The sequence below is a fragment of the Archangium sp. Cb G35 genome (assembly GCF_001896145.1).
Classification (GTDB): domain Bacteria; phylum Myxococcota; class Myxococcia; order Myxococcales; family Myxococcaceae; genus Archangium; species Archangium violaceum.
In genome coordinates this window covers 348740-364639 of record NZ_MPOI01000004.1, presented here as the reverse complement: position 1 = coordinate 364639, position 15900 = coordinate 348740, and the positions used below count along the sequence as shown (strand labels likewise).

The following is a 15900-nucleotide window of genomic DNA, read 5'->3' as shown; positions in this document are numbered from 1 at the left end:
CTGTCTCCCGGGTCAATCAAGCCTGGAAGGGGAGGGCGACGCGGAGGTCCTTCTTGGGCTCGAGCAGCCCGGTGCGGATGGTCCCCCCGCAGTACTGCTGGATCTTCTTGCCGATGAGGCCGGTGAGTCCCACCAGGTCCTCGGTCCGCACCAGGGCCGAGGGCGCCTCCACGAAGAGGGCGATGTCGCGGGAGGACGGCTCGACCTTGGCCTGGTCGCAGTCGCGGAAGTTCCACCGGCGGGTGAGCACCTTGGCGTCATCCGCGTAGACGGCCTCGCCCGCGTCGGTCTTCTCCTCCTCGGTCGCGCCGATGGCCTTGAACGGCTCGTTGCCCGGGGACAGCCGCAGGACGATGTCTCCCTGCACGCCGCGCATGTCGTAACCGCCGACCGGCAGCAGGTAGAAGAGCTCCGCCAGGAGGTAGGCGTTGACGGCCTTGCTGATCCACGGGACCGGGGAGCCCTTCACCACGCGGCGCAGCAGGGCCTCGGCGCTCGGCTTGAACTTCTTCGGGTTGACCTTGAAGCTCTGGTACGCCTCGCGCCAGGCGCGGATGCGCGGATCCTCGCCCAGCTTCTCCTCATCCGGCACCCGGGCGCGGAAGTCCGCCTCGGCCTGGCGCAACTCCGCGACGAGCCCCTCGCTCTCACCGGCGTTGTCCATCCCCTGGATCGTCACGAAGCTGATCCGCAAATCGGGATAGCGCTGTGCCATCTCCTCGGAAACTCGCAAGTGCATCGGGTCTCTCGGCACGTGGGTGGTGGGGCCGCTCGTACCACTTCCTGGAAACAAGGGCGAATGCTCGTTTCCGGGGGACCCTAGAAGATGGAGAGCCCTGTGCGGGTGGTGAAGTGATCCAGCACGGCGAGCCCGGCCAGGGAGTTTCCCTGGGCGTCCAGGCCGGGGCTCCAGGTGGCAAGCGCCATGCGGTTGGGGATGATGGCGAGGATGCCGCCGCCCACGCCGCTCTTACAGGGGAGGCCCACGCGGTAGGCGAACTCGCCGGCGGCGTCGTAGGTGCCACAGGTGAGCATGATGGCGTTGATCTGCTTGGCCTGACTGCGGGTGAGAAGGCGCCGGCCGTCCGGACAGAGACCATGGTTGGCCAGGAACAGGCCGGCGCGAGCCAGCTGACGGCAGTTCATGCGGATGGCGCACTGCCGGAAGTAATGCCGCAGCACCTCGTCGACGGGGTTGTGGAGGTTGCCGAACGACTTCATGAAGTGGGCCAGGGCGGCGTTGCGGTCCCGGTGCTGCCACTCCGATTCGGCGATGTCCTCGTCGACGGCCACCTGCCCGGGGCCGGCCTGGGCCTGTAGGAATGCGAGCACCGTGCCGCAGGCGTCGCCGGTGAGCGACAGCAGTGCGTCGGTGACGACCAGGGCCCCGGCATTGATGAAGGGGTTGCGCGGCAGGCCACGTTCGTACTCGAGCTGAACCAGCGAGTTGAAGGGGTTGCCAGAGGGCTCCTTGCCCACGCGCCGCCAGAGTGGCTCGCCCAGACGTGGCAGGGTGAGGGCCAGGGCGAAGACCTTGGAGATGCTCTGGATGGAGAAGCTCTCCTGATCATCACCGGTGCCGCACAGCCCGCCTTCCAGGTCGGCCATGGCCAGTCCGAAGCGCGAGGGGTCTGCCCGGGCCAGCAGCGGGATGTAGTCCGCCACGCGGCCCTGTCCCAGCAGCGGCCGGACTTCAGCCGCGAGTTCAGCCAGCAGGGCGGAGTAGTTCAAATGCATCTCTCCATGCGCCACTCGAGCGCGATGGCGTGGAGTATCTCGGAGCTCAAGGTGGGCGCCAGAGGCGTTTGCCCTCAGGCGCAAGGGCAGGCCAGTAGCGAGCGGTCTTGTATGCTCGGTGGTTAGGGTAGGGCAGTCTACCCGTTGCTCGGACCTGGGTGCGCGGCGCTGAAGAAGACCTCTTGGGTCTCCAGTCCCTTTCCATTTCCGGGCAGAATAAGGGGGTGAGCACGCCAGAAGCCCTCGCCAGGGAAACCATCGACGAAGCCCTCCGGATCGCCGGCTGGATCCTCCAGGACGCGAAGGACGCCAACGTGGATGCCGGTACGGGCGTCGCCGTGCGCGAGTTCCCGCTCGGCAAACACGGCTTCGCGGACTACCTCCTGTACGTGAACGGCAAGGCCGCCGGCGTCATCGAGGCCAAGAAGGTCGGCACCCCGCTCACCGGCGTGGAGCTCCAGACCGAGCACTACAGCCAGGGCCTTCCCCGCACCCTTCCGGCTTGGCTCCGCCCCCTGCCGTTCCTCTACGAGAGCACCGGGGTCGAACCGGAGTCCTCCGACGAACTTCCCGCCCGCGAGCGCACACGCCACACGGAGATCCAACATACGCTGCTTGCCCTGGGGGCAGAGATGGGGCTCGACGTGTGGGTCGCGCGCAACGACCGCTCCCGGGTCTGGCGTGGTCAGCGGCTTGGCGACATGCCCCGCATGGTTCAGACGCTTCCCACCCAGTTCAACGATGCCACCAACCGCACCATCGAGCTCATCGACGTGCTGTGGCTCAAGGGCAATTCGTTCGTCGCGGCTTTCGAGGTCGAGTGCACCACGAGCATCTACTCGGGGCTGCTGAGGATGGCGGATCTGCTCGCTCTCCAGCCCAACCTCAACATGCGCCTGTTCCTGGTCGCTCCGGACGAGCGCCGGAGCAAGGTCGAGCAGGAGATTCGCCGCCCTACGTTCTCCCTCAGGGATCGTCCCCTCAACGAGCTGTGTGGCTTCGTGCCGTTCAACAGGCTGACGGAGCGCATCGCGGTCATCCGCGAGAACAACCTGGCCTCTTCTCTCAACCCCGACTTTCTCTCCAAGTCCGTCGCCGAATACTTCAAGCGAGAAGAGACGAAGTCTCCATGAGAGCCGGCATGGGGCGGGCAGGGCTCGGTTCAGTGGAGAGGCTGGCCGAGGGAGTCGAGGACTGGGCGGCAGGTGGGGAGGGTGTGGTGCTCGTGGTCGTAGAAGCACTCGGGGCCGAGCAGGGAGATGAGCTCGCGCTCGCGAGCCATGCCGGATTCGGTGCCCGCCTCGGTGGGCAGCTCGTAGGGCTGGACGAGGACGATGTCATCTCCGAGTGTCTGGCGGCATTGGGCGGGCAGTGAGTGGAGGCGCTCGCCGAACATGCGCACGAAGGGCGGGCCATAGAAGTTGCGCCAGACGAGGCCTGGTAGCCCCTCGCTGTAGTCGCGCAGGTTGAAGGTGAGCCTCGAGCCGATACCTTCAGGCACCAGCCGCTGGGTCTTGCGTTGAATGTCGTTCTTGAGTGCGGACCACGCCAGCGGGGATTGTACGAATCCCATGACCTCGGCCATCTGCTGAGCATGTGACGTCCACCAAGGAGCTTTCAGGGCAGACTTCACAGAGGTTGCCCAGATCAGCTTGCCATGGTGTGGGGGAGAGCCGGGCTTGGAGGGACGAACCCAGATGAACTCCTTCTCCGTCTTGGAGGAAATCCACAGGGTCATATGCTCTTCGTAATAGGAGACGAGTGGCTCGGCGTTGAGCATGCCTGGAGGGATTTTTTCCTCTGTCGATACGGAGCCGTACCGCGCGGGAGCAAACCATCGGAACTCGTCGAAAACGAGGCGCAGGAATTGGCGCAGCACATCGCTCGAGAGCGGCCCAGGCGGAAGATGGATGTATGTGTTAAGGGAGTCGGCCGACACGATAACCTCAAGGAGGGTAATAGATTACCTTCGACTTTCCTTCCTGCGCGAGTTCCTCCAAGAGCGACTCCAGCTTGTCTGACATTCTCGTGGGCCCATCAGGGTGTTTGGTAGAGCGGACCCATAATTCGATTTGTCCGCCGTATTGAGCCACATAATCAAGCATGGCCTTGAGATTGCCGGAGAGGGAGAGTTCCTTGCGAGCTTTGGCCTCGACGAAGGGGTAGGGCTGGCCCCACACCAACTCCGCCGGATTGCCCTTCACCGAATCGGGGATGAAGCCCTGAGCACGGCTGCCCGGCGGCGGCATCATCATCGCTCCGTTGCGCTCATATCTACCCGCCTGAAGGATGGCGTCCTCGAAGACGTTGCCCGCCTGCCGGTTCCTGAGGATGGACTCGTATAGGCGCTCCCAGTCGGCGTCCGGCTGGAAGGAGAAGCGGCGGTATTTCTCCGGGTAGCGGAACTGGTAGTCCACCCAGCGCTGAGCCTTGTGCATGGGCGTGCCGGGCAGCAGGGGACTGCCATCCGCGAGCGTGCGCACGCCCAGCAGGGGCACCTTCTGGCCGGCCTTGAGTGCCCCGGCAGCCTCACGTAGCGGCGCCTCCAGCCCGCGCGCCACCCGCTGGAGGAATTGAAACTCCTCCTCGGTGAAGGTGTGGCCCCGGGCCGCCGCCGTCATCAGGCGCTCAATCTCCTTGGAGTCTCCAGGTGACAGGTGAGAGGCCACGCGCGAGAGCACCCGCACCTCGTCCAGGCTGCGGCCGGTGAGAAGAGCCAATTGCTCGGCGCCTTCGCTGCCTCCTCGCATCAGCACTGTGCCGGCCACGAAGGGCACCAGCACGCCCAACGCGCATACCAGGCGCTCGGGGCGCGAGAGGAGGTGTCCGGTGAGGCTCCTGCCCGTGACGGCCGCCTTGGCGTCGGCCACCTCGCCCGCCACGGGAGTCAGGCCCACCAGCAGCTCCAGCACCAGCTCCTCGGGCTTGTACACCTCCGGGTCGAAGGCCGCGTTGTAGTCCAGGTGCACCGGAGCCATGCGGCCCAGTTGCACCGCGCTGGCCAGGGCGGAGCGGTGGGCCAGCAGGTAGAGGGCCACCTCGTCGGGAGTACGCTTGAGGAAGTCCGAGTCCTCGGTGTGCGCATAGGCCCAGGCCAAGGTGGCGCTCCCCAGCGCCCGGAGGGACTGCTCGCGCAGGGGTGACTCGCTCAGCAGGTAGCCTGGAGCCAGGCGGCGGGGCGGCGGCACATAGGTGGCCAGCAGCTTGCGCCCCCATTCCTCGTACTCGGCCAGCTTGCGCTGTACCGCCTGCCAGCGCACCTCCCGCTGACGCTCCTCCTCCAGCAGCGTCACGTACTTCTCCAGAGGAGAGGGCGCCTTCTTCAGCGCCTCGTCCGGTTGCAGCAGCAGCCACTGCTCCAGCCTCTGGAGCGCTGTGCGGCGCTCGTCGCGCGTCTCTCTCCATGGGCCCGGGTCCGGCGCCTGGCGCTGGTGACGCAGGAAGGCCTCATAAGGCGCCTGGGGCAGGGTGGCCAAGAGCACCGGGCCGGTGGACTGCGCCTCCTCCCTCCACATGCCCTCGCCCCGCCTCAGCGTCAGCACCACCTCGCCCCGCTGTCCCTTCACGTACCGGTGCAGCGCCCACTCCACCAGTCCGCGGAAGCGCTCGGCCTCCTCGTGCTCCGCCTCGGCGCCGATGCCTTCGTGCGCGTGCACGCCGAGCAGCCGCACCCGCTCGCCTTCCACGTGCAGCCCGACAGCCAGCCACGCCCCTTTGCGCTCCAGCCCACGCGCTGCTTCCCATGCTCGAACACGCACCTCGCGTGTCCCCTCCAGCACCTCGGCGGCGGGGCGTGCCCACTCCCCCGTGCCCGTGCCTGGCTGCCTGGACGAGGGGGACAGTGGGCCCGGTGACTCCAGGGCGAAGCCCATGCGGGCGCTCGGGTGACTCCGGCACGCGACCAGTGCCACCAGAAGCAGCACGGCGGAAAGAAGAATCGGGGGCGTCTTCATGGGGGCAGCACGGGGAAGGCCAGTCTACCCGCTGTCAGGATACGGCGTAGGAGGTGCGGCATGCCGCTCCGTCTGATAGGACCCGGCGCCGAGCGAGCAAACTCCATGAGCAACCCTTCCCAGCAAATCGTCCAGAGGCTCTGGAACTACTGCAACGTCCTGCGCGACGACGGCCTGTCCTACGGCGACTACGTGGAGCAGCTCACGTACCTGCTCTTCCTGAAGATGGCCCACGAGCAGACGCGGCCGCCGTACAACCGCGAGTCTCCCGTCCCCAAGGGCTATGACTGGCCGAGCCTCATCTCCAAGGACGGGGACGCGCTGGAGACGCACTATCGCCACATCCTCGAGACGCTGGGCAGGAAGAAGGGGATGCTGGGCCTCGTCTTCCGCAAGGCCCAGAACAAGATCCAGGATCCCGCCAAGCTGCGTCGGCTCATCGTGGATCTGCTCGACCGCGAGGAATGGATGACGCTCGACGCGGACGTGAAGGGCGACGCCTACGAGGGTCTGCTGGAGAAGAACGCCCAGGACACCAAGAGCGGGGCGGGGCAGTACTTCACGCCGCGTCCCCTCATCCATGCCATCGTCGAGGTGGTGGCGCCCCAGCCGGAGGAGACCGTCTGCGATCCGGCCTGCGGCACCGGCGGATTCCTCCTCGCCGCGCATGACTTCATCGCCCGGAACAAGCTGGACCGCGACCAGAAGAAGCACTTGAAGAAGGAGGCGCTCCACGGCTGGGAGATCGTCCCCAACACCGCCCGACTGTGCGCCATGAACCTGCTGTTGCATGGCATCGGTGACGACGAGACCCCTCCCATCCGGGTGGAGGACTCGCTCAAGGGGGATCCGGGCGATCGCTTCGACGTCATCCTCACCAACCCGCCGTTCGGCAAGAAGTCGAGCGTCACGGTGGTGAACGAGGAGGGAGAGCAGGAGCGCGAGGCGCTCACCATCGTCCGGGACGACTTCTGGGCCACCACGAGCAACAAGCAGCTCAACTTCGTTCAGCACGTGAAGACGCTGCTCAAGGAGAACGGCCGGGCGGCGGTGGTGGTGCCCGACAACGTCCTCTTCGAGGGTGGGGCAGGGGAGACGATCCGGCGCCGGCTGCTGCACGACTGCGACGTGCACACCCTGCTGCGGTTGCCCACGGGCATCTTCTACGCACAGGGCGTCAAGGCCAACGTACTCTTCTTCGAGCGCAAGCCCGCCAGTGAGAAGCCCTGGACGCAGAAGCTGTGGATCTACGATCTGCGGACCAACCAGCACTTCACGCTGAAGACGAATCCGCTGGAGCGCGGGGACCTGAAGGACTTCATCGAGTGCTACAAGCCGGGCAACCGGCATGCCCGCCGGGCCACGTGGTCCGAGAAGAAGAACCCCACGGGCCGCTGGCGGGAGTACACCTACGAGGAACTGCTCCAGCGCGACAAGGTGAGCCTGGACATCTTCTGGCTCAAGGACGAGAGCCTGGAGGACTCGGCGAACCTGCCGGATCCGGATGTCATCGCAGGGGAAATCGTCGAGGACCTGCGCACGGCCCTGGAGCAGTTCGAGACCATCCAGATGGACATGGCGCGCCGCTGACGGGAGCAGGCGCACCTCCTCCATTGAGGAGTCAGGTCAGTTCCACTCCTCCGCAGGGGCAACGAGCTGCTCGGCCAGCAGCTTCATCGGGGTCGCCCAGTGCTCCTCCCACCGGAAGCTGGCGAACTGCCTCGAGTCGGCGCCGCGCCGGAACGCGGCCCACAGCCGCCGGATGTACACGCCCGCATCGAAGTCCGGGATGTGCTGGGACACCTGGCTCGCCGAGTTCAGCAGGATGATCAGCGAGGTGCGCAGGTGCAGGTTGCCCAGCGCGAACGCCTGCACCTCCATCTCGCCCATGACGTCCGTGCCGTAGCCCGTCACCAGGTGGACGAAGTCATGCGTCTCGCGCAGGCGCTTCGCGATGTACTCGGCGTCGCTCTTCGGCGGGCTGAGCGTCACGATCGGCTGCAGGCCCTTCTCCCGGTAGTAGCTCGCGAACGTGTGCCCGAACGTCCCCTCCGGCAGCTTCTCCAGCGCCGCCAGGTCCAGCTCGTCGCCACTCAACGAGGGCTTGTCGGCGAGCAGCCGGCGGCCCTCGGCGTGGCGGGAGAACTGACGCACGAGCTCCTCGCACCGGCCGAGCTCGACGCTGTCGTAGAACAGGGCGCCCCAGGCGGGGTTCGTGGGCTCCACCTTCAGCACCTGCAGGGTTTGCAGCCCTATCCGCAGGCGGGTGAGCAGCGAGGGGTTCTCGGGGAGCGTCGGGAGCGGAGGCCACTGGGTCGCGGTCTGGAGTTGCATGGGGGAATGTTGCCTCGAATCGAGCTCGGGGTGTGAGCCCCGACAAGGCCGCCGTTTCCACCTTGTCAGTCCCCTCGAGTCGCCGCAGGCTGGGGAGATGGATCAGCGGCCCGGGACAGGGCCCGGCAAGGGAGGGCACATGGCGGAGTTCAAGATCGACGCACGAGGACCCATCGAGATCTGGACCATCGACGGCGAGGGGCGGCGCAACGCCATCAGCCGGGCGATGCTCAAGGAGTTCGAGGAGATGGTGGCGCGCGTGTCCCGAGGGCACGACACGCGGGCGGTGGTCATCACCGGGGCGGGGGACAAGGCGTTCTGCGCGGGCGCGGACCTCAAGGAGCGCGGCACCATGAGCGAGCCCGAGGTGCGGGCCTTCCTCGACGGGCTGCGGCGCACCTTGCGCTCCCTGGAGAAGAGCGACTGCGTGTTCATCGCGGCCATCAACGGGGCGGCGTTCGGCGGAGGCACCGAGCTGGCGCTCTCGTGCGACCTGCGGGTGGCGGCGCCGGCCGCCGAGCTGGGGCTGACCGAGGTGAAGCTGGGCATCATCCCCGGTGGTGGCGGGACGCAGCGGCTGGCGCGGCTGGTGGGGCCGGGACGGGCGAAGGATCTGATCCTCACCGGCCGGCGGCTCAACGCGGCCGAGGCCTTCAGCATCGGGCTGGTGAACCGGCTGGCGCCCGAGGGGCACCTGCTGGACACGGCGTACTCCATGGCGGAGAGCATCGTGGAGAACGCGCCGATCGCCGTGGCCACGGCCAAGCACGCCATCGACGAGGGCCTGTCGCTGGAGCTGGACGAGGCGCTCGCGCTGGAGCTGCGCCACTACGAGAAGGTGCTCGCCACCGAGGACCGGCTCGAGGGGCTCAAGGCCTTCGCCGAGAAGCGTAAGCCCGTCTACAAGGGCCGTTGACGCACCGCCCCGAAAAGCAGTCAAGGCTCCATATCCTGCTTTTCATCGAAATTCCTTTTCACTCCGGGTAGAACGGGGTGTGCTTTCCGTCGCGGAAGCGGAGTGAAAAGGAGAAGGGCATGTCCGTTCGTTCCCAGGTGTCGAGCGCCGTGGTCGCCGTGGTCACGCTGATGGGCGGTAGCGCCGCCGCCAGCAGCATCAACCAGAACACCGCGTGGACCATCAATCGCCCCAACGCGACCGGGACCTACCGGGTCGTGGCCTATGGGGACTCGATCTTCGCGGGCTACAACGGCGCCCCCTTCAGCGTGGCCAGGCGTGCCGCTCCCTACGTGGATGGCGAGTACCTGTCCACGAAGTGGAACGCCAACATCGAGATCATCCGCCGCACCAAGTCCGGCGCCCGGGCCGACGACATCTACACCAACAAGATCGTCGCCGAGCGCTCGTACATGCAGGCGAGCAACACCCGCGTGGTGATGTTCGAGATGTGTGGCAACGACTACCTGCAGGCTCGCTCCGCCTTCATGCAGCAGACGGGCACGTGTAACTACTTCGAGCTGGACTCGGCCCTCTTCAACTGCACCCTCCAGATGGAGCGGTCCATGAAGGCCATCAACACCTACGCCACCACGGCCAAGGTGAAGATCATCGCCAACATCTACTACCCGGGCTTCGACGCGGACAACGTGCTCACCAACTGCACGGATTCCTCCACGGGCACCCGGGTGAACAAGCGCGCCCGCTTCCTGCCGTACCTGCTCAAGAGCAACTGGCGGGCCTGCAACCTGGCGCAGCAGTACGGCTTCAAGTGCGCCGACTCCTTCGCCGAGTACATGGGGGCCGACTACGACTCCAACGGTGACGGGCAGATCGACCGCGACGCCATCCGCTACCGCTCGGGCGAGTCCGAGGACGGCTACGTCAACCGCCTCACCGCCCTGAGCTCCACGCTCCGCGACGCCAACGTGCACCTCGCCAACTCCAGCACCAGCTACGACTACATCCAGTCGGACAACACCCACCCGACCTACTACGGCTCCAGCACCATCGGCATCAACACCTCCGGTAATGGCTCGGGCTCGGGCGCTTCGGACTTCAACGACAGCCAGTTCCTCAACGGGCAGAACCCGGTGTGGAACAGGTCCGGCCACGAGCGCATGGGGTGGAGCATCTCCACCTTCGATCCCTCCACGCCCTGAGCCGCCGCTTCGGGAGCGCTATCGCCTATTTCGTATTTTTCCGGTATAAATGGGATTCCCAGGAGAATCCCCCATGCCGCGAAAGACAATCCACGTTCCCGTTGCCGCCCTGCTGTCCGGGCTGATGCTGTCCGCCTGTGGCGGCGTTCCCGAGGAGGGATTGGCTCCGGCCGGCGCGGAGGCGGTGGGCACCCGGGAGTCGGCGATGTGCTCCCTCATGAGCGTGACCAACCTGACCGTGGAGGGCCTGGACTCCTACGATCGCGTGGCCGCCGGGGCGGGGGCCTGGACGGTCTCGCCCAACACCAACTCCGTCTACATGGAGTTCTGGTTCGACAACGAAACCACTCCCAACACGCAGCGGATCAACGGCACCTGGGATCCGGCCACCGGCAAGACGAATGGCCGGTGGTCCTACAGCCGGAGCAACGTCAGCTGCGGCGCGCACACGGTCGTCATCAAGGCCTTCCCCCGGAACATCAGCAGCAACGGGAACGAGGAGATCTGCTCCACGCCCTGGACGATCACCCGCGGCATCTACCAGGACTGTGGCACGCCCCAGCTCAACTCCCTGTACTGCTCGCGCTACCCGAATCCGCCCACGTCTCCCACCGTCCGGTGTGACGCGTTCGCCGGAGGAGGCGCCGGCGGCTACACCTACTGGTGGAGGACGAACGGCGGTGGCTGGGTTCAGGGCCAGAGCCACGGGAGCCAGTTCTTCAACTGCCCGACCAGCGGGTACTACTCCATGGCCACGCAGTATCAGGTCAAGGCGGTGGACAGCGCGGGCAGGGAGACGGCCATCCTGACCAGCCCCACCTTCTACTGCGGACAGTAGGCTCCAACTCCAGACCTCCCCAATCCCTCGAGGACGCTCCCATGCTTCGCAATCCCATCCGTTTCTCGCTGTCTGTCCTGTTGCCCGGGTTGATGCTGGCGGCCTGCGGGCCCGTGCCCGATTCCTCGGAGCCGATGGAGCCGGAGGCGCTCGGCGTGGCCGAGTCGGCCATGTGCTCCAACGCGGCCGTTACCAGCCTGACCCTGTCGGGAGTCAGCACCTACGCGGGGGAGATGGCGGGGGCGGGAACCTACGCGGTGTCCTACCCGGCCAACGCGGCGTTCGTGGCGTTCTACATCGACGGGGTCGAGGCCTCGAGCGGGAGGGCGAGCGGCGGCGCCACCGGGACCTGGTCCTTCAGCAAGTCGGCTGTCGCCTGCGGCACGCGCACCTTCACGGTGACGGCCTGGCCCATGGTCGTCGCCAGTGATGGCTCCTGGAGCAAGTGCACGAGCAATCCCAGCATGACGATCACCCGGAGCGTCTCCGAGCCCTGTCCGGGCAAGTGCGAGATCAACGGCAGGACCTATTCCAACGGGTACGTCAACCCCGCGAGCGGGTGCCAGATCTGTGACGTCTCCCAGAGCCAGACGTCCTGGTCGTTCTACGGCGCCGGGTATGCCAACACGAACGGGTACTGCAAGCCGCTCGTCCGCGGCGGGGCCGTCTGCGCGGGTACCTCGCCGAAGATGGGCCAGCCCTGCTCGGTCAACACCGACTGCTACCTGCTCTGCAGTGAGCTGCTCTGAGCGCGGTGTCCGCGTGACTTCACTCCCTGTTGAATTTCGATAAATTGGAATATTCTGGAGCCGAAGCGAAACCCGCTTTCGGAGGAACTCCAGATGAAATGGGATGCGGTCCGTTCTGTTGCCAGTCTTTGGTTGGGTGGTTTGTTGATGCTGGGGGGCTGTGGTGGCGGCCTCGAGGAGTCCGGGCCGCCCCCGGCCGGGGAGCCCCTGGGGGCTCATGAAGCGGCGCTCTGCTCCGGATTGAGCGTCAGCTCGCTGTCTCTCTCGGGGGTAAGCACCTGGCAGGGAGAGATGGCGGGCAGTGGCAGGTGGGCGGTGGCCGGCGGCGCCAATGCGATCCGGCTGGAGTACCGGGTGGACGGCGCGCTGCGCAGCTCCGACGAGCGCAGGCCCGACGCGGATCCTCCGCCGGATCTCAATCCCAACGATGGCTCCTGGTACTTCAGTGCCACGGGCGTCACCTGCGGCGTGCGCACCTTCGAGGTGAAGGCATGGCCCATGGTCATCGACAGCGCGGGCAACCGGACCGTCTGCTGGGACAGCCCGCAGGCGGCTGTCCGGACCGTCACCGAGAACTGCGGTGCCACCGCCGTCGCGGGGGGTCCCTACCATTCGATGGCGCTGGCTCAGGACGGCAAGGTCTGGGGTTGGGGTGAGGGCCTCTTTGGCGCTATCGGGGATGGGACGACCACCAGCCGCTCCTCGCCGGTGCAGGTGACGGGCATCAGCGACGTCAAGCAGATCGCCGTGGGCTACTACCACACGGTGGCGCTGAAGACGGACGGCACCGTGTGGACCTGGGGCTACAACTCCAGTGGCCAGCTCGGCAACGGGACGACCAACAGCCAATACACGCCGGTGCGGGTGATGGCGCTCAGCAACGTCATCGCCATTGGCGCGGGAGGCAGCTTCTCGTTGGCGGTGAAGAGCGACGGCACCGTCTGGTCCTGGGGTGACAACTGGTGTGGCCCGCTCGGGGATGGGACGGAGACGTATCGCGTGTCGCCCGTGCAGGTGGTGGGCCTCAGCGGCGTGAAGGCCGTGGCCGGTGGCACCAACCACTCGGTGGCGCTGAAGACGGACGGCACCGTCTGGGCCTGGGGCCGTAACTTCATGGGCGCGGTCGGGGATGGGACGACGGCCAACATCCGCCTGACGCCCGTGCGCGTGGTGGGCCTCAGCGGTGTCTCGGCCATCTCGGCCACCTTCTGGCGGTCCATGGCCGTCAAGAGCGATGGCACCCTTTGGGCGTGGGGTGACAACCGCTTCGGCGCGATCGGGGATGGGACGACCATCGATCGCTATACGCCGGTGCAAGCGCTCAGCGGCGTGAAGGCCGTGGCCGGTGGCTTCAGCCACACGTTGGCGGTGAAGACGGATGGCACCGTGTGGACCTGGGGCGGCAACAGCGATGGCCAGCTCGGCAACGGGACGACCACCGGGCGGTCGCTCCCGGGCCAGGTGGCGGGCCTTTCCGGCTTCCTCTCCCCGGGCAACGGCCAGACCCACTCGCTGGTGGTGAAGCAGGATGGCTCCCTCTGGGCCTGGGGCTTCAACAACGCGGGCAACCTGGGCGACGGGACCACCACCTTGCGGCTGACGCCGGTCCGCACCGTGGGCTTCGGCCCGTAACCCGCGAATGAAAAAGGCTCCCGCCTTGGACGGGAGCCTTTGGGAGGGCAGGGTGGTTCAGTACTGGCCCTTCAGCGTGGTGCTGTAGGCGCTGTAGCCGCGCACCTGCACGTACCAGTCGACCGTCACCGAGGAGGCGCCGAGGCTGAAGGTGCAGGTCTCGTTGTTTCCGGCGCGCAGCGGACGGCAGTTGTAGGCGTGCGTCTCCGGAATGGCTCCGGCACGCACGTAGAGGTCCGCGTCACCCGAGCCACCGGAGATGTTGATGGTCAGCGTCCTCGAGGCCGAGCTCGGCGGGACGGCGAGCACGAAGTTCTTGATGCTTGCCGCGGCGCCGGAGATGGACTGCGCGACACCGTTGTTGAGCCGGGTGGCATCGGGCCGCTTGTGCAGGAGCCGGTTGGGCGAGCCGGTACCGGGGTTGCCGACGAGGCCGGGGAGGCTGTCGGTGATCAGCTGCTGCTTGACGTTGGCGGGAGCAACGCCCTTGGACAGGAGGATCGCCGCCATGCCAGACACGTGCGGCGCGGCGAACGAGGTGCCGCTACCGAGGGCGTCGACTCCATCCTTGGTCACCGAGCGGATGTCCACGCCCGGGGCGAAGATGTCCACGCAGGGGCCGTAGTTGGAATAGATCGCGGAGGCCGCGTAGCTGTTGTCGGGGTGCATCCGCACGTCGTTCCTGTCCGTCGCGCCCACCACGATGATCTTCTTGGCGGGGGTGTTGTTGGGCGAGACGCTGCAGGCGTCGACACCCTCGTACGCGCCTCCTGGCAACGTCACGATCGCGTTGCCCGCCGCCGACACGAGGACGATTCCCGGCTTGTCCGCCAGGGTGGCGGCCGCGGTGGTGAGCGCGTTGCTCACGTTCGCGTTGACGCTCATGTTGACGACGGCCGGCGTCTGGGCATTGGCCACGAGCCAGTTCAGGCCCGCGTTGATGCTGTCGGTCGTCATGAGGCCGGAGTTGTTCATCACCTTCACGGAGTGCATCTTGACCTGCTTGGCTACGCCATACGTCGTGCCTCCGATGATGCCCGCGACGAAGGTGCCATGGCCCATGCCAGACGCACCGTCCGCGTTGCCGTCACCGAAGTAGTTGTAGACCGTATCCACGCGGCTGGACCAGCCATCGGGGCTGAACTCGCTGTTGTACTCCGTGATGCCCGTGTCCACGAGATACACGTGGACGTCGGTCGCATCGTCGTAGGCGTAGGCGTTGTCGAGCGAGCGGGACGACTGATCGATGCGATCCAGGTTCCACGGCGGGCTCGACTGGATGCCGCCGGCGACCATGGCGATGGCGTTCTCCTCCACGGACTCGACCCGGGGATGTCCGGCCAGCGCCTGGGCCTGGGCCTCGGTGGCGCGCATGAGGAAGCCGCGGAAGGCGTGCTCGTACGTGCGGACGATCTCCACCCCATGCAGCCGGGCGAACTCGTTCCCGTCCCTGTCCACGGAATGCAGCGCGCGGGCGGGCTTGTCCTTCAGGAGGACGATGTACTCGCCCATCACGGCCCGGCCCGTCTTCGCCCGGAAGAACTTGCCCTGGATCGCTGGCGCGACGGCCTCCGGCTCCTGGGGCTGCGCCTCCTGGGGCTGGGCCGCCATCGCGCTGCCCGCCGCCAGGGCCATGCCAGCCGTCACCAACAGTCCCTTCAAGTATCGCATCGTCTTTCCTCTTTCTGGATTCAAACGGGTTGCAAGGTGGGGGCTTCTCTCCTCAAGGCGTGCCGGTCCGCTGTGCCTGGAGGCTCAATTCCTGCTCCTTCGCCACGATCCGCTGGGTGCGCGTGACGATGTACTCCATGAGCTTCTCGAGCCGCGTTCCCCGGGCGGTGCCCACCAGGGCCCTGGCGCGCTCGGGATCCTGTTTGTAGAGGAGCTCGAAGAGCTCGAACTTCGTCGCCGCCAGCGAGCGCTTCACCTCTGGATCCATCCCCGGCTCGAAGGAGTCCTCGAGGATGATGCCCTCCAGCGTGGAGAGCAGGTGCGGCCGCTCGGGGTTCTCCTTCCACGAGAGCGCCTCGCGCAGATAGTCGATCCGCATCAGGCGCTTGACGTTGGACTCCATCGAGTCCTTGCCGTCCCCGGGGTGGCTCAGCGCGCTTCGCGTCTGCTCATACATGCTCCGGTCGGCCAGCAGCGCCTGGTAGTCCTTGCGGCCGTTGGAGTCGAGCAGGACGTGCTCGCGGAAGTAGTCGAACTGCGCGAGCCGGGGCTCCGTCTTGAAGATCTTCTGCTTCACCACGTCGGTGTTGGTGGTGAACTCCCCGTGCTCTCCCTCCTCACCGGGGAGCTCCTCGGGGGCGGCCAGCAGCTCGGGAGGTTTCGGCAGGGGAGCGGCGGGCCGCGCCTGTTCCGCGGGCGCGGGCCTGGAGGGCGCCGCCGGTGCCGGGGCGGTGGCCTCGCGCACGGGCGCCTCTGGCGCGTCTTCCCGGGCGAGCAGCATCGCGGTGAGCACGAGCACCCCGAGGCCCGCGAGCACGAGCATGTTCTTGGATGACTTCATCGGACTTCGAACCTCACGAGAGCGGAT

General features: G+C 66.7%; 14 protein-coding genes. 7 read left to right on the top strand and 7 right to left on the bottom strand.

The genetic code is table 11. The features are described 5' to 3' along the window. Window positions 1–16: 16 nt before the first annotated feature. Together BO221_RS14965 and BO221_RS14960 are read right to left on the bottom strand one after the other, a co-directional pair. Window positions 17–739: a B3/4 domain-containing protein gene (locus tag BO221_RS14965; RefSeq protein ID WP_073561119.1), complete on the bottom strand. Its 723-nt coding sequence runs from the start codon at window positions 737–739 to the stop codon at window positions 17–19. Between the two features lie 80 nt (window positions 740–819). Next, on the bottom strand, window positions 820–1737 hold the full coding sequence (locus BO221_RS14960) for a glutaminase (RefSeq protein ID WP_198956121.1): 918 nt from the start codon (window positions 1735–1737) through the stop codon (window positions 820–822). Window positions 1738–1961: 224 nt separating this feature from the next. Here BO221_RS14960 and BO221_RS53705 point away from each other — a divergent pair, with 224 nt between their 5' ends. Further along, window positions 1962–2870: a hypothetical protein gene (locus tag BO221_RS53705; protein ID WP_073561117.1), complete on the top strand. Its 909-nt coding sequence runs from the start codon at window positions 1962–1964 to the stop codon at window positions 2868–2870. Window positions 2871–2899: 29 nt separating this feature from the next. Here the strand turns inward: BO221_RS53705 and BO221_RS14950 are convergent, their stop codons facing one another. Together BO221_RS14950 and BO221_RS14945 are read right to left on the bottom strand one after the other, a co-directional pair. Then, a complete protein-coding gene (locus BO221_RS14950; protein WP_143195453.1) occupies window positions 2900–3310 on the bottom strand; it encodes a hypothetical protein in 411 nt (136 codons plus the stop codon). A 373-nt stretch (window positions 3311–3683) separates the two neighbouring features. Beyond that, window positions 3684–5690, bottom strand: coding sequence for a hypothetical protein (locus BO221_RS14945; protein ID WP_143195452.1), 2007 nt, complete (start codon window positions 5688–5690; stop codon window positions 3684–3686). 105 nt (window positions 5691–5795) lie between these two features. Here BO221_RS14945 and BO221_RS14940 point away from each other — a divergent pair, with 105 nt between their 5' ends. Beyond that, the gene (locus tag BO221_RS14940) at window positions 5796–7280 is read left to right on the top strand and encodes a class I SAM-dependent DNA methyltransferase (protein ID WP_073561114.1); all 1485 of its coding nucleotides are present in this window, start codon (window positions 5796–5798) and stop codon (window positions 7278–7280) included. A 36-nt stretch (window positions 7281–7316) separates the two neighbouring features. Here the strand turns inward: BO221_RS14940 and BO221_RS14935 are convergent, their stop codons facing one another. After that, complete coding sequence (locus tag BO221_RS14935; RefSeq protein WP_073561113.1) at window positions 7317–8024, bottom strand: Coq4 family protein; 708 nt, start codon at window positions 8022–8024, stop codon at window positions 7317–7319. 139 nt (window positions 8025–8163) lie between these two features. On the opposite strand from BO221_RS14935, the gene BO221_RS14930 reads away from it, so the two are divergent. The 5 genes from BO221_RS14930 (at window position 8164) to BO221_RS14910 (ending at window position 13361) form a co-directional block, all read left to right on the top strand. Continuing rightward, on the top strand, window positions 8164–8940 hold the full coding sequence (locus BO221_RS14930; RefSeq protein WP_073561112.1) for an enoyl-CoA hydratase-related protein: 777 nt from the start codon (window positions 8164–8166) through the stop codon (window positions 8938–8940). 119 nt (window positions 8941–9059) lie between these two features. Then, window positions 9060–10142, top strand: coding sequence for a hypothetical protein (locus tag BO221_RS14925; RefSeq protein WP_073561111.1), 1083 nt, complete (start codon window positions 9060–9062; stop codon window positions 10140–10142). Window positions 10143–10215: 73 nt separating this feature from the next. Then, the gene (locus tag BO221_RS14920; protein ID WP_073561110.1) at window positions 10216–10980 is read left to right on the top strand and encodes a hypothetical protein; all 765 of its coding nucleotides are present in this window, start codon (window positions 10216–10218) and stop codon (window positions 10978–10980) included. A 41-nt stretch (window positions 10981–11021) separates the two neighbouring features. Continuing rightward, the gene (locus BO221_RS14915; protein WP_073561109.1) at window positions 11022–11729 is read left to right on the top strand and encodes a hypothetical protein; all 708 of its coding nucleotides are present in this window, start codon (window positions 11022–11024) and stop codon (window positions 11727–11729) included. Between the two features lie 147 nt (window positions 11730–11876). After that, complete coding sequence (locus tag BO221_RS14910; protein WP_233166036.1) at window positions 11877–13361, top strand: hypothetical protein; 1485 nt, start codon at window positions 11877–11879, stop codon at window positions 13359–13361. A gap of 57 nt (window positions 13362–13418) precedes the next feature. Here BO221_RS14910 and BO221_RS14905 read toward each other — a convergent pair whose 3' ends face one another. Next, complete coding sequence (locus BO221_RS14905; RefSeq protein ID WP_073561107.1) at window positions 13419–15032, bottom strand: S8 family peptidase; 1614 nt, start codon at window positions 15030–15032, stop codon at window positions 13419–13421. 52 nt (window positions 15033–15084) lie between these two features. Beyond that, the gene (locus BO221_RS14900) at window positions 15085–15873 is read right to left on the bottom strand and encodes a hypothetical protein (RefSeq protein ID WP_073561106.1); all 789 of its coding nucleotides are present in this window, start codon (window positions 15871–15873) and stop codon (window positions 15085–15087) included. Window positions 15874–15900: the final 27 nt, after the last annotated feature.